Below are 15,163 nucleotides of genomic sequence, written 5' to 3'. Positions count from 1 at the left end.
CTATTTTTTAATGTCAGTTGCAGTAATTGTGTAGCCTTTATTTCTTAATAAGTTCAAAACTCCGGTTTCTCCCGGCAAATGAGCAGCACCGACAGCAACAAAGATACTGTTTTTTTTCATTTGTTTTTCCATAACAGGAATCCAATTTTTATTTCTGTTTACCAATAAATCATCTCCGAATTCTGCCAAACTTTCATCAGCTTTAAAAAGTTCATTCATTTTTTCTAAATCTTGTTCTTTATAAACATCTAATATTTCTTGAAACTCTTCTGTCGGATTTCCGCTTAGACCGTCTTTAAATATCATTTCAATTTGCTTTTCTAAACTAATTCCGTTCAATATACATAACTGATAATCTGCTGTTTCCAAACCTATTACATTTAGTTCTTTCTTTTTTGCAAGTTTATTAAGTTCTTCCTCATAAGTTTTTGTTTTTCCGAGAAGTTCTACTAAAATTATTGAAGATGCAAAAATCGGTTTCAGCATATTCATTTGTTTAAATTTTGATTCTTTGATTTTTAATGAATCTAAAATATATGCAGAATATTCTTGATATTGTTCTTCGGTAAGAAAATCGGATAATCGTTTTCCGTCGGGTAACATTATTTTTTTTGCCATATCAATTTTATCCGCCAAAGACATATTAATATCTATCTCTAATGCTAATGTTTTGCAGCTCAGGAGTTTTTCTTTCATAACATCCGTAAAAAAATAATCTTCAACAGGGATAAGATGTATTGTTCCGAATATATATGACGGAGTTTCAAGACCGTTCCCGGAAATTTCCCAAAGTAATGATTTTTCTGTTGTTGAATTCTCCTGTGCTTGAATAAATATTGAAAAAAGCAAGAATAAACTTGTGATTAAAACTTTATAACTCTTCATTTTTATGGATTTGGATTTTTCTGTAAATATTTAATAATTTTGTATTGTTGTTATCAACTTTTATTTCAGGATGATATATTTTTAATAATTTAATACTTTCATTTTTTACGCATTGCTTTTTATAATATTTTTCATGTGCGAAATTTAAAAACTTAATTACCCTGAAAGCATTAAACCATTCAAAAAACTTTTTTTGAAATGTATTTATATTCGGACTTTCTTTTTTGATTTTTTTCAAATCTTCTTCAAATTTATTAATTTTTAAAAACTCTGAGATAGTTTCAGGAACTTTTTTTAATGAATATTTAAGATAAAAAGAATTCTTTTCAATAAAAAATTGTTTAATCATTTCAAAAAGCTCAAAAGAATATGTCAAATAAGTTGTTTCGTTATTTTCAATCATTTTTTTAACAGCCGCACCTGTTCCGAAAGGTACCCTGTCAGAAATTCGGGGAGAGGGAATTACTTTTGTCGTATTTATTTCGCCGTAATTACCGAGTTGAATAATTTTTTGCAGAAAATAAAAGTCCTCGCCTGCTTTGCGTCTGTTCATTCCGCCCTGCTTTGCATAAACATCGGCTCTAACTGCAAAGCTCGAACCTATTGTGTGATAGGCAAAAGGGAAGTTTGCAAATCTTAAAGCTTCAATAAAATATCGTAAATGAAGTTCATATTGTATAATGTTTCTGTAAATATCTTCCGAAAAATCATTTCCTGAAACGGGATGTTGAAAATCTATTGATGCAGCATTTATTTTAGGGTTTTGCTTGAAGTAATTCTCAATTTCCGTAAAATAATTTTCTTCAACTAAAGCATCTGCATCAAAACCGGCAATTAACCCATCCGATTTTTCCAATTTATTAAATCTGTGCAAAGCCTCATCCATTCCTATTTTTCGTGCTAATCCGACACCTGCAAACTTTTTAGGAAGTTTCTCAAAATTAAGAATATGAAATTTAATTTTTTGATTGCTGTTTTGTTCCGCAAATACTTTTGCTTTTTTGTATATCTTTCTGTTTAAGTCAATTATATGCTTAGGGCTATTTTCGGAAGAATTTATTACAACAATAACTTCAATGCTTTTTTCAGGCATTAAACAATCTTTTAAAGATTGCAAAGACCTGCATAAATTCGGCTCATCAAAAACAGGAATTACAATTGATAAAAACAAATCTTTTTGCGGAAGTTCGTTAATTACAGCATCTTTTGCCTGAAACCTTTTAAAATATGTGTTTGCAAATGCCAAAATATTGGTTTTTGGTTCGTAATATACACAAAAAAATCCGACATAAAGCCGGATTTTTTCATTACTTATAATTAGTTTTATTCCGTTCCTTCTTCAACTTCACTTTTACCCAGTGATGCTCTGTATCTTTTATTTAAACCGTCAATTACATCTTTTGTAATGTCAAATTCTTTATCGGCATATAAAATTTGAGACCCCAAAGTATCACTTGTAATAATCATGTTATAATTATGTTCTTTATTGTAGATTGAAAGATAGTTTTGAATACTGTCAAGTATTTGCAAAGTCATTTTTTGGCTTTTTTCCATTATCTCCATTTCATACATTTGTTGGTCTTGTTGCAATTTTTGTTGCTGTAAAGCTAATTGCTCTTGCTTCTTTTGTCCGGTTGTCGGGGTCATCATACGATTTTGAACATCTCTTTGAATTTTCAAGAACTTATTTTGCAATACTTGGTATCTGTTGCTTAATTCTGCTTCTTTTTCTTGTCTTTCAATAAGAAGAGATGATTGTAAGTCGTTAAAATATTCGTATGCTTCCGACAAGGTATCTGTCATTACATAAGCTATTTTAAACAAATTATCATTTGCAGGTTGGTTATTGTTACTTTCTCCTTTATCACAATTTGTAAACAATAAACTTCCGAACATTAATGCTGTTACTCCTAATCCTAAAAAATATTTCTTCATTTCTTAATTTTTAATTATAGTTTTTTCTTGATGTGCAAAGATAATATTTGATGTTTAATTAAATAATTTATTTTCTGTTTTTTTGAATACGCAGAAACCTGATTTACACGGATTTTAAATGTCCTGATTTTCTGTCATTTGTAAAGATTTTCCGTTTAAATTTTGCTTCTTTTCAAAAACCGAGCAGTAATCCGACTTCTATTTCTGTTGCTTTCAAATAATTTAATAATTGAAACTCATACCATTTAATTCCGTACAATCCGTGTTCCTGTTTAAAATAATCCTCCATTCTGATAAATCTCTAACTGAACATCTGAAAAAGGTTCTGCTTGTATGCTTTTATTTTTTGAAATATTTGTCATTTCTCCGGTTTCAAAGTTAATTTTGACCGTATCGAAATGTTCCAAATCTAATCCTTCCAAAGTTTTATATATTACAATAGGGAATGCTGCATTGATTGCATTTCGTTCGTAAATTGCTCCGTAACTTTCGGCAACAATTGCTTGTACGCCCAATGCTTTAAAGCAATCAACAGCTTGTTGACGTGAACTCCCCGCACCGAAATTTTTATTAACAACAACAATATCTCCCGGTTTTGCTTGTTTTGCAAAATCTTCATAACCTTTTAAGTTATCGAAAGCATATTGTCCCATTTCATTAATATCGGTAATTGCAAGGTATCGGTTATGAAAAATCATGTCTGTGTCAATATCATCTTCTTGTATGTACCAAACTCTGCCTTCTACAACAGTCTGTTTATCATCTGATTGTGATTGTTCTTTTTTTGCATTTTCAATCTTTGCATCAATTTCTTGCGGTGTAAAAATTGCAGGTTCATCGGGTATTGCATTAATTGTTGTAATATATCCGGCTATTGCCGAAGCTGCAACTGTTTCGGGGGATGATAAGTAAACCTCTCCTTTCCCTTGCTTGCCGGGAAAATTTCGGTTTCCCGTACTGATAGTAATTTCTCCCGGTCCGTTTTGACCTACTTGTCCGGCGGCACATCCGGCACATCCGGCATTTGAAACTAATGCACCTGCTTCTTTAAAAATTTTAATTATACCTTCATCTAAACATTGTTGCCAAATTGCATCGGTTGAAGGAACAATTTTAAGAACAACGCCCGGAGCAACTTTTCTGCCTTTAAGAACTTCGGCAACTGCTCGCATATCTTCCATACGACCGTTTGTGCATGACCCTATAAAGCCGGAATCAATTTTAGTTTTATGTGCTTCGATAATATTTACGGTTCCGTGCGGTTTACCCGGAAGTGAAACCATATTAACGAATTTTGAAATGTCAATGTCGTGAACTTCCTCATAATGAGCATCTTCATCAGCATAGACTCCTTCTATCTTTTTGCCTGCACGTTCCGAACTGTAATCAAGTATTTCTTTACTCGGCGGAAACAAAATAATAATTGTTCCCATTTCTGTTCCCATTGATGCTATGGTAATTCTTTCGTCAAGAGTGAGTTTTTCAGCTTCTTCGCCGTACATTTCAACCGAATATTGCAGTAAAGAATTTGCACCGAATTTATCAAGTAAATTCAGAACTATATCTTTTGCGGTAATATTTACGGGACGTTTTCCGACAAGATTAATTTTTACTGATTGAGGAACTTTAAACCAAACGCTGCCTTTATTAAATGCAACGGCAATGTCTTTATCGCCCATTCCTTGTCCGAATGCACCTACCGCACCCATAATATTGGCATGCGAATCGGTTGTTACTATTGTTGAACCGGGATAAACCAAGCCTTCTTCAATAAGAGCATGCGTTCCGATACCGTTGTTAATATCGAAAACTTTAATACCGGTATTTCTGGCAAAAGTTCTGCAAATATGCTGATTTACGGCATATTTTTGGTCTGAACCCGTAGGGTTAGTATCAAATGTAAAGAATGTTTTACTTGCATCATCAAGTGTTAAATTATGTTCTTGAAAATGCTTTACTACATTGGGTCCGCCGAAATCTCTGGCAGCTCTTACATCAATTTCAATATCAACGATATCACCGGGTTTAACGGTATCATATTTTGAATGATTTGCGATGATTTTTTCGATTATTGTCATTGCCATAGTTCTATATTTTTTTGAATTGTTTTTTTTAATTTTAATTTAGCTTACAAATATAAATTATTAGAATAAATCTAACTATTTTTATTGCAATTTTGTATAGTAAAAAAGGTTATGCTCGGGCAAAAGTTCCGGATGTAAAATTTTAATTAAATCTTTTAAAATTAAATCGGGTCTTACGGTGCCGGATTCCATATAATCATTTCCTCCCGATTTGTTTAATCGTTTGTTTCTGTTATAAACTGAATTTGTTTGAATTGCTTTAAACTCATTCAACCTTTTGTCTGTTTCAATTACATTATTTATTGAATTTGCCTGCCCGGTATTCAACCACACATCTGCCCGATTTGCTTTCAGATACACATCTTCAATATTTAGAGGTATGTTATGTTTTTCTTTTGTTTCTGACCATAAATAATTGCCGCCCGCATCTTTTACAAGTTGTGCAATATTTGATTTGCCGCCGGGAATATACCATGTTCCTTTCCAAGGCATATTTACTAAAACAGTCGGGGTATTTTTTATTGTATCTGTTAAGTTTTTCATTTGATTATATGATTTTGATATTTTATTAAATCGTGTTTTTGCAAGTTCTCTTTTATTGAAAAATTCAGCAAAAAACTTTATCCATTCAGCTTGTCCTAATAACGATGATTCTAAATATTCATTGATTTGAACAACCGGGATATTAAATTTCTTAAGTTTATTAATCGTAGGAGAAATGCTTCCGTTAATATCATAAACCGTTACCATATCAGGTTTTAAACTTAATAATGTTTCAAAATCAAGCAAATTTTCATAACCTACATCTTTTATTTTATTGCTTTCTATTCCTTCTCTAACACTCCCATTATAAATATATTGACTGCCTGATACTGCTTTAATCTTATTTGTTTGCTCCAAAATGTCCAAAAAAGCAATATGCGTTGTTGAAAGGCACACTACAACTTCAACCGGAGTTCTTATTATATTGTTTTGTTTTAAAGAATCCGGTATTTTTTGTGCTTTCGGAATCAAGACATACTCTTCTTTTTTATTTCCTGATTTGTCAAAAATTGTTAAAAACTTAATGCCTTCCTCTTCCTGAATTTTGAATAATTCGGCATATTTATTATTAATTATGTTTAGTGAATTGTTTTGCGTTGCTTCCTTTTTATCGGGAGAACAGCTGATTAAAAACATAATTAATATAAGGTATATATAATAAGGTATCTTCATTTCATATTTATTTCTTACTTTTATATTTTGTTTACTCTTCGTATTATGAATATAAAATATTACATCCTCCTTTTATTTTCAACATTTGTAATACTTTTTTCGGCATGCAATAATACACAAACGGAACAAGATAATAAACTGCTCGCACAAAAAGTTTTAAACAAAGATACTTTCGTTAAGTTTGATGTTCCCGAGCCGGAACCCGTTTTTTTAGACACATTAACTGCACCTTTTGAAGATATTGATTTAGTTGATGTTACTTTATTTACGGATGAGTTTATTCTCGACATAAGATATGCAACAGCCGACAATTTTCTTGATACAATTTTATACCCTTGTGCAAAATGTTTGTTGAGATATGAAGTTTTGAAAGATTTATTGCGGGTGCAATCCGAATTCAAATCATTAGGTTATAAAATAAAATTATTTGATTGCTACAGACCGTTATCAGTTCAAAAAATTATGTGGGAAAAAATTCCGATTGTGGGCTTGGTCGCAAATCCGGCAACAGGCTCTCGACATAACAGAGGCAGTGCAATAGATTTGAGTTTAACGGATTTAGAGGGGAATGACATTGATATGGGAACCGATCATGATGATTTAAGCATGAAAGGACGTACTTTCTACAGAGGATTTAATGATACAATTTTTCAAAACAGAATGTTATTAAGAACAATTATGCAAAAACATCATTTTATCGGTATAAATTCTGAATGGTGGCATTTTTCACATGATTGCGGAACAAAATATAAAGTAAGTGATGTTGGGTTTGATTGTGACAGCATAAAGTAGTTAACTTCACGAAAACAACTTCTTAACTAAATCTTTCCGCTTCATTTTCAGAAGTTTATCTTTTATTTTTTGTCGATATTCTTTTTTATACCAAAAGAAGAACATCCTCTGGGTAAGTTTTTGCTCTTTACTGCGTGCGGTGTAAACCTTTTCAAGCGTGTAAGGATGATAACCTGAATAATAAATTACTGCGGCAACCGTCATAGGGGTAGGAGTTAAATCTTGTACCTGTTCCAATTTAAAATCAAGTTTTTTTGTTTTACCGGCAAGTTCCGCCATATCCGAATCTTTGCTTCCGGGATGGCTTGAAATAAAATACGGAATTATTTGCTGATTCATTTTTTGCTCACGATTAATTTCCTCAAAATATTTTTTGAACTTATAAAACAAATCAAAAGATGGTTTTCTCATTATTTTCAGCACCTTATCTTCGGTATGTTCCGGAGCTACTTTTAACCTTCCGGAAACATGATATTTTATCAATTCTTTTGTATATTCCGCTTTATCGCCTACTATTTTACCTTGTTTATTAAAAAGCATATCGTAACGAATGCCGCTTCCTATAAAAGCATGTTTTATTTTCGGATGCTTACGAGTTTTTTTGTAAATTTCGGTTAAAGCCGAATGGTCGGTATTAAGGTTAAAGCAAATATCGGGAAAAATGCAGGAAGGACGTTTACATTTTTCGCAAATCTTCAAATCTTTGCCCTGCATTTTATACATATTTGCCGAAGGTCCGCCCAAATCACTTATCGTACCTCTGAAATCGGGCATTTTAGTTATTTCATCAACTTCTTTCAAAATTGATTTTTCGGAACGACTTGAAACAAACTTTCCCTGATGTGCCGAAATAGTACAAAAACTGCAAGCTCCGAAACAACCCCGATGCATATTTATCGAAAATTTAATCATTTCATAAGCCGGAATATTTCCTTTATTTTTATATTTCGGATGCGGAAGTCGGGTATAAGGCAAACCGTAAAAACCGTCTAATTCTTTTTCGCTTGTAAGCGGATGCGGCGGATTGACATTCACATAAAATTTTCCTGTTTTTTGTTTTAAGATTTTTGCGTGAATTTGATTTGACTGAATTTCAATTTGTTTAAAATTTTCGGCAAACTTTTTTTTATCTTTCAAACAATCTTCGTGACTGTGCAAGAATAAAGCAGGATGTTTGGTTTCTTTCTTTTTTGTATTTAATTCATAACCTGTCAAATAAGTTGTTTGAGGGATATTTTTCATATTTGAAACAGGAACTCCTTTTGCAGCCAAGCGGGCAATTTCGGCAATTGATTTTTCACCGTTTCCGTAAACCAATAAATCGGCACCGCTTTCAATAAGAACCGAAGGTTTAAGTTTGTCAGACCAATAATCGTAATGTGTTAATCGCCTTAAAGATGCTTCAATGCCGCCGATAACAACAGGTGTATCAGGATATAATTCTTTAAGTATTTTTGTATAAACCGTTACGGCATAATCGGGTCTTTGTCCGGCTTTACCGTCAACCGTGTAAGCATCATTTGAACGCAGGCGTTTGTTTGCGGTGTAATGATTAATCATGCTGTCCATATTTCCGGCTGTTACACCGAAAAACAGACGCGGAGCTCCAAGCTTCTTAAAATCTCGCAAATCATCTCTCCAGTTCGGTTGCGAAACAATTGCAACACGCAAACCTGCATTTTGAATTACTCTGCCGATAACAGCTGCTCCGAATGCCGGATGATCGACATAAGCATCTCCGGAGAAAATGATTACGTCAAGTTCGTCCCAATCAAAAGCTTTAAGTTCTTTTTTTGTTGTAGGAAGGAAATCGGTAATTTTGTGTTGCAGAGTCATATATTTACTCTTTATTTTTCTTCCAAGTTAAACCGAGAAATACCAATAATCCTCCGGTAAGAAAAAAGCCGAAATTATTAGTCATATCTATTTTGGCAAGAAAAGTAATAATGCCTGCTGTAAGGAATATAACTCCGAATATCAACATAAAGATTCTGGCAAGTTTTGTTTTGTTCATTATATTTCAGTTATTATAATCGTTTAATGTTTTCTTCTTTTATCCATGCTTTTTTGCCGTCGGTCAATTTAATTTCAAGCCAATCATCAGAACTATCCTCAATTTCAACTTTATAACCTTCAAAAATCGGAAATAACTCTGTTGCCGAATTATCGGGGGAACTTTTTGCTTGAAACTCTTTTATAATAACAATTGCCGTTGAATCTGATTTTAAAGCGGAACTTTGATATTGTGTAAAAAATACAGCAAGCAAAGAAAAGAATAAAATGATAACAGAGCCTAAAAACATTATTTTCTTTTGTCGAGAATGCTGCGATTTGATGTATAAAAAAAACAGCAGCAAAAACAAAACAAACAATCCGATACTGAGCTTAGCCCAGAATTTTACAGATGCAGAATAAACCAATTCATCAAAAAAGGTAATTATTGCCGTTTTCGGTAAAACATTCGGAATATTCTTTACTCTTAATTCGGCTAATTCGAGGTTGTATCTATAATCTTCATTATTCGGATTTAATTGCAATGCTTTTTCGTAAAAATAGATACTCTCTCCTACTCTGTTTAAACGGTATGATGTATTTGCCGCATTGTAATATAAATCTGCAGATTCAAAGCCTCCGGAAATAATTTCATTATATAAACTTAATGCTTCTTCAAATTTATTTTGTGAATATAAATTATTTGCCTCTTTAAATTTTTGCTCATAATTGCCTGACAATGAGACAGTAGAAAAAGAAACAATAACAACAATTATGTTTAGGATTTTTTTCATGTATTAAAAGTTTATAAAGATGCTTCTAAATCGTTAATAATTTTTGCTGTATCTTCATATATTTTTTCAGGTTTTCCTTCGTCTCCTGACGGTCCGTATTGTGCATATCCGCAAATTTCTATAACATTCATCATTTTGCTTATTGTTTCATCAGAAACATTTCTTTTTTTCAAAAGTTTTTGAATGCTTTCATTAGTTAATGAATCAGCATTTACAGACATTTTATCACTTAAATATCCCCAAATACCTGTTAAAATTTCTTTATAGAACGCTTGTTCGTTATTTTCATTCATAAATTTATAAGCTGTTTTAAGTCGTTTTTGAGAAACTTTACCGGCTTTTTTCTTTTTTACTTTAATAATATCGCTGTTTGCAGCAATATATTTTTTTCGTATAAGTAAAAAGATAAAAAATACAGATAATAAAATCACAAACAATAAGTAATACAAAAACGAACCGCCGAATGTTGAATTAATTTTAAGAAAATTAGGATTCTCAGTTTTAATATGTCTTATATCTTTACTTAATTTGTTCTTATCTAAATCTTCCGGAGAAATGTATCCTGAACCTTTTTCAACATTTAATTTAATTTCTTTTCCTGAAACTGTTTTATAAGTTTCCGATTTCGTATCGAAATATACAAAATTAAATGCCGGCAATGAATAAGTTCCTGTTTTATTACCGACAATAATATAATTAAATTGTTTTTCGGAATATGCTCCTTTTTCGGTATATTTTTCTGTTTTCTCAACCTGCGGTTTAAAATGTTTAATTCCTTCGGGTAGTTCTAATTTCAGTTCATTCAGTAAATATAAATTTCCGTTTCCTGAAACAGATATTTGTAAATTTGCACTTTCATCGGTTTTTATGTTGTTATTGTCGATATTAACTTCTATTTTGATATTTTTTCCGGTAATTCCCGAAAAATTATCAGGTACTGGTTGCGGCAAAGGTTTTACAGTAATAGTTTGTTTTCCTGTACTTAACTTTTTATTAATCAGCTTATAGTTGTCAACAATTTTTCCGAAGAAATCTCTTGTTTTTCCGTCTTTTTTCTTAATTTGCAATTCAATTTCATAAGGAGAAACAGTATAATTACCCGGTTTTTGGGCAAACAATAATGTTTGTTTCAACAATGCCGATTTATATTTTTTTCCGTTAATCAATTCATTTTTAAAATTTAATTGTCGCGGTGCTTTCAGTACTTCTGACCAAAACCCGTTATAATCAGGGAATTTTATTTCGGATACATTTTGAAAATCTTTTATTGTGTAAATTTTTGTTGTTGCTATTATATATTCTCCTTTGTAAACATTAGTGCTGCTGTATTCAGTACTTAAAAAAATATCTTTATTTGATATTTGCCTTTTATTATTATTTGAGTTATTTGTTTTATTCTGCTTTGCTTCACCTATTACCTTAATTTCAAGTGTATTTGACTTATAGGTATTTCCTCCTACCCTAACTTCAGCAGCCGAAATTGTATATGTTCCCGGGGTTTGTGCCGAGATATTATAAATATATGAATTTGAAACCTTACTGCTTCTCTTTCCGTTTATTATTTGCGTAGAGGAAGACGATGAAGTAAAAGGACCGGCTAATACATCAAAATTCTTAAAATTTGGCGGAGAGAAGTTACTTACATTTGCATTTACTGAATATGTCACTTGAAAAACCTCACCGCCTTCAACTATCTTTTCTGCTTCTGCCGTAAATTTTATATCAGTTTTTATTTCTTGCTTATCAGTATCGGGTTTCGAAATATTTTCTCCGGAAGAATTGCTTTCAATGCTTACTTCGTATTCGCAAGATGCAATAAAGACAAATAAAAAAACATATAACAATATTCTCTTCATAACTAATATATCACTAACTATAACCTTGATGTTCCTTTAATATTTTTACCTTTGTCTTCTTTCGGATTATGGTAATTGCCTTCAACAACAATCACATCAACAGAATTTGAATAAAAATATTCGCCATTGATTTTAACTTCTGCCGGTTGAATAGTTTGTATGCCGGGTTCTGTTGCTTTTAAAAAATAAGTATAAGTAACCGAAGTTGTTTTTTGCATTTCTCCGTTTGTGAAATTGATACTTTGCTGCATTGACGTATTCGGACCTGAAATAAGTTCTATGCCTTCAAAGTCAGGTAAAGTAAAGTTGTCAAAGTTTTGATTAATCTTATACTCTAATTTAAAAGGTTCACCTGTTATTACTGCATCTTTTGAAATACTTGCTTTAAATTCTACTTGTGCATTTAAAGAAAAACTTGCACTTACAAACAATACTAAAATTAAATTCTTCATATTTTACAAATTTACAAGTTAAACAACTTTTGCCAAAGTAAAATAACAAAATGTATGCAATAAATTAAATTTATGACTACTGTAAATAAAAATGAATGTGGGAATTTGCTTTTTATCCGCAGAACTTCTTAATCATTAAAATTATTGCATAAAACGAAATAATTTAAAAAGTTTTTTTATACTGACGAATTGTCACTTATACAAATTACCAATCTTTTTCAGTTTTTACTTTTGTCCCTTTCGCTTTCTTTAAATTAGCTTTTTTTAATGTTTCTTTTTCTTTTTCTTGCATATACTGCAATAAACGTTTGGCATCTTCGTCCGAAATTTTCATTGCTTTCGGTATTGCATCAGGGTCTTTACTGTCCGGAATACCGTCATTATCAGAATCAGTATCTCTGTAATCCGGAATACCGTCTTTATCTGTATCTTTAGGGTTTTCAGGATTATCTCCTGCCTCGTATGAATCAGGTATTCCGTCATTGTCCGAATCAGTGTCTTCAAAATCTTTTTTCCCGTCTTTATCAGTATCGGGATTTTGTTTTTTTCCGGAATTATCTTCATTCTTTTCTTTGCTGTCGGGAATTCCGTCGTTATCCGAATCTTTGTTTTTACCTTGGTCTCTGTCTTTATTTTGTTGGTTACCTTGATTTTTGTTTTCTTTTTCGTCTTTTTGTTGCTTATTTTGACTGTCTTGATTGTTTTCTTGCTGTTTTTGTTGTTCTTTTAATTGTTTTAAAACTTCTTTTGCAATTTGCATATTAAACTTTGCATCATTATCGGCAGGATTATTTCGTAAAGCATTTTTATAAGCCTCAATACTTTCTGAAACTTTTTTCATAACTTCTTTTGCATTACCTTGTTTTAATAAATTTTGAGCTTGCTTTAACTTAGTGTTTCCTAAATTATAGAAAATTGATGCCTTCTCATTTTTATTATCACACAAGTTAAGTGATTCGGTAAGCTTTTGCACAGCTAAATCAAATTTATTCTGCTTATAATAGGCATTGCCTAAATTAAAATTTGCAGCTAAAGAGGATGAGTCTTCAAGTAATGCTTTCTGATATTCAACTTCGGAATTATTATACTCTTCCTTTTTATAATTTTTATTTCCCGAGCGAATATATTTTCGTTCGTATTGTGAAAAAGAATTTATTCCGAATAATAAAAATATCAGTATTATGATATATTGTTTCATTTATAATAAAATTTAAAACCTCGAACAAACATATTAAAATACATAATGAAACCCATTACATTTTAATAAAATAAACGTCAATTCTTTCACAAAATTATTAAAATTCCGGCACGACACAAAAGAGTTTTTTTTATACTATATTATATAACAACTTCAAAAATGTTTTATAATAGGTCAATATTTCAATTTATTAAAATGATATTCTTTTAATTTGCATTTAATAAAATATAAACTAAACTTATTAAAAATGGCAAAATTAGATTTGAGTATATACGGAATCAATGATGTAAAAGAAATTTTCCACAATATTTCGTATGAAGAGTTATTTAAACATGAAACAGATGATAAGTTGGAAGGATTTGAAAAAGGTTATCTAACTAACCTAGATGCTGTTACGGTTGATACCGGGATTTTTACGGGTCGTTCTCCAAAAGATAAATATATTGTAAAAGAAGAAGAAAATGAAGGTAATATTTGGTGGAAAAATGAACACAGACCTGCTTCCGACAATAAACCTATTTCTTCTGAAATTTGGGAAGATTTAAAAGCTACCAGCATCAAACAATTATCAGGAAAAAAATTATATGTTCAAGACGGATATGCCGGAGCTAACGAAAACACAAGATTAAAAGTAAGATTCATTGTTGAAGTTGCATGGCAAGCACATTTTGTAAAAAATATGTTTATACGCCCTACAGAATCGGAACTTGAAAATTTTGAACCTGACTTTGTTGTCTTTAACTCATCAAAAACCTCAAATCCTAACTGGAAAGCACAAGGTCTTAACAGTGATGTATATGCAGCTTTTAACTTAAAAGAAAAAATGGCTGTAATCGGCGGAAGCTGGTACGGCGGTGAAATGAAAAAAGGAATTTTTTCTGTTATGAATTATTATCTTCCTCTTAAAGGAATTGCAGCAATGCACTGCTCTGCAAATGTCGGGAAAGACGGAAATACTGCTATTTTCTTCGGGCTTTCCGGAACAGGTAAAACAACTTTATCGGCAGACCCAGACAGAGCTTTAATCGGTGATGACGAGCACGGTTGGGATGATGACGGAATTTTTAACTTTGAAGGCGGTTGCTATGCAAAAACTATTGATTTAGATCCGGAAAAAGAACCTGATATCTATAAAGCCATTAAACGAGATGCTTTATTAGAAAATGTAGGTTTTGATAAAAACGGTGTAATTGATTTTGCAGATACTTCAAAAACTAAAAATACACGTGTTTCATACCCGATATATCATATTGATAATATTGTTAAACCTGTTTCAAAAGCAGGACATGCAAAAAAAGTTATTTTCTTAACTGCAGATGCATTCGGTGTATTACCTCCTGTATCTAAATTAACACCTGACCAAGTTAAATATCATTTTATAAGCGGATATACTGCTAAAGTTGCCGGTACTGAAAGAGGTATTACAGAACCTGTTCCTTCATTTTCTGCTTGTTTTGGTGCTGCTTTCTTATTGCTTGACCCTACAAAATATGCAGAAGAATTAATCAGAAAAATGGAAATGAACGGAGCAACCGGTTACCTCGTAAATACCGGATGGATAGGCGGTGCATACGGAACAGGAAAACGAATTGACCTTCCGTCAACTCGTGCAATTATTAATGCGATTCTTGACGGCTCATTAGATAATGCAGAATTTGAAAATCTGCCTATATTCAATTTGGCAATTCCGAAAGCAATAAATAATGTTGACAACAAATTGCTTAACCCCAGAAATTTATGGAGAGATGCAAAAGACTGGGATGCAGCAGCAATGGATTTGGGACAACGATTTATTGATAATTTTGAATTCTTTACAGATAGTGAAGACGCAAAAAAGTTAGTTGCAGCAGGTCCACAAATATAAATAATACATAGTCAAATAAAAAAGCTCTGAAATTTCAGAGCTTTTTTATTTAATCTGCAAAATTATTTTTTAATTATTTTAAAAAAATTCACAATA

General features: G+C 31.6%; 13 protein-coding genes. 2 read left to right on the top strand and 11 right to left on the bottom strand.

What is annotated here, in order from left to right; all coding sequences use genetic code 11:
- The 5 genes from L3J35_06470 to L3J35_06450 form a co-directional block, all read right to left on the bottom strand.
- Entirely contained in the window at nt 1–885 is an 885-nt protein-coding gene (locus L3J35_06470; protein MCF6365833.1) for a TraB/GumN family protein, read from the bottom strand.
- Nucleotides 872–2,131, bottom strand: coding sequence for a glycosyltransferase (locus L3J35_06465; GenBank protein ID MCF6365832.1), 1,260 nt, complete (start codon nt 2,129–2,131; stop codon nt 872–874). Before L3J35_06465 ends, L3J35_06470 begins: the two co-directional genes overlap by 14 nt.
- A gap of 77 nt (nt 2,132–2,208) precedes the next feature.
- Nucleotides 2,209–2,820, bottom strand: a complete 612-nt coding sequence (locus L3J35_06460; GenBank protein MCF6365831.1) for an OmpH family outer membrane protein — start codon at nt 2,818–2,820, stop codon at nt 2,209–2,211.
- 272 nt (nt 2,821–3,092) lie between these two features.
- The gene (locus L3J35_06455; GenBank protein ID MCF6365830.1) at nt 3,093–4,904 is read right to left on the bottom strand and encodes a 3-isopropylmalate dehydratase large subunit; all 1,812 of its coding nucleotides are present in this window, start codon (nt 4,902–4,904) and stop codon (nt 3,093–3,095) included.
- 81 nt (nt 4,905–4,985) lie between these two features.
- Nucleotides 4,986–6,083 (bottom strand): ABC transporter substrate-binding protein, encoded by a 1,098-nt coding sequence (locus L3J35_06450; GenBank protein MCF6365829.1) that lies wholly within the window; start codon nt 6,081–6,083, stop codon nt 4,986–4,988.
- Nucleotides 6,084–6,164: 81 nt separating this feature from the next.
- Between L3J35_06450 and L3J35_06445 the strand changes: the two genes are divergently transcribed.
- Nucleotides 6,165–6,911 carry a M15 family metallopeptidase gene (locus L3J35_06445; GenBank protein MCF6365828.1) on the top strand — a complete coding sequence of 249 codons (747 nt, stop codon included), beginning with the start codon at nt 6,165–6,167 and terminating at the stop codon, nt 6,909–6,911.
- Between the two features lie 6 nt (nt 6,912–6,917).
- Here the strand turns inward: L3J35_06445 and L3J35_06440 are convergent, their stop codons facing one another.
- The 6 genes from L3J35_06440 to L3J35_06415 form a co-directional block, all read right to left on the bottom strand.
- Nucleotides 6,918–8,747: a YgiQ family radical SAM protein gene (locus tag L3J35_06440; protein MCF6365827.1), complete on the bottom strand. Its 1,830-nt coding sequence runs from the start codon at nt 8,745–8,747 to the stop codon at nt 6,918–6,920.
- A 4-nt stretch (nt 8,748–8,751) separates the two neighbouring features.
- Nucleotides 8,752–8,925, bottom strand: a complete 174-nt coding sequence (locus L3J35_06435) for a hypothetical protein (GenBank protein MCF6365826.1) — start codon at nt 8,923–8,925, stop codon at nt 8,752–8,754.
- 13 nt (nt 8,926–8,938) lie between these two features.
- The gene (locus L3J35_06430; GenBank protein ID MCF6365825.1) at nt 8,939–9,697 is read right to left on the bottom strand and encodes a tetratricopeptide repeat protein; all 759 of its coding nucleotides are present in this window, start codon (nt 9,695–9,697) and stop codon (nt 8,939–8,941) included.
- Nucleotides 9,698–9,708: 11 nt separating this feature from the next.
- The gene (locus tag L3J35_06425) at nt 9,709–11,553 is read right to left on the bottom strand and encodes a BatD family protein (protein ID MCF6365824.1); all 1,845 of its coding nucleotides are present in this window, start codon (nt 11,551–11,553) and stop codon (nt 9,709–9,711) included.
- Nucleotides 11,554–11,570: 17 nt separating this feature from the next.
- The gene (locus L3J35_06420; GenBank protein MCF6365823.1) at nt 11,571–12,005 is read right to left on the bottom strand and encodes a BatD family protein; all 435 of its coding nucleotides are present in this window, start codon (nt 12,003–12,005) and stop codon (nt 11,571–11,573) included.
- A 205-nt stretch (nt 12,006–12,210) separates the two neighbouring features.
- Entirely contained in the window at nt 12,211–13,203 is a 993-nt protein-coding gene (locus L3J35_06415; protein MCF6365822.1) for a hypothetical protein, read from the bottom strand.
- 247 nt (nt 13,204–13,450) lie between these two features.
- On the opposite strand from L3J35_06415, the gene pckA reads away from it, so the two are divergent.
- Entirely contained in the window at nt 13,451–15,067 is a 1,617-nt protein-coding gene (gene pckA, locus L3J35_06410; protein ID MCF6365821.1) for a phosphoenolpyruvate carboxykinase (ATP), read from the top strand.
- The last annotated feature ends 96 nt before the right edge of the window (nt 15,068–15,163 follow it).

The organism is Bacteroidales bacterium (genome assembly GCA_021648725.1).
GTDB lineage: Bacteria > Bacteroidota > Bacteroidia > Bacteroidales > JAADGE01 > JAADGE01.
This window is presented reverse-complemented; position numbering and strand designations above follow the sequence as displayed.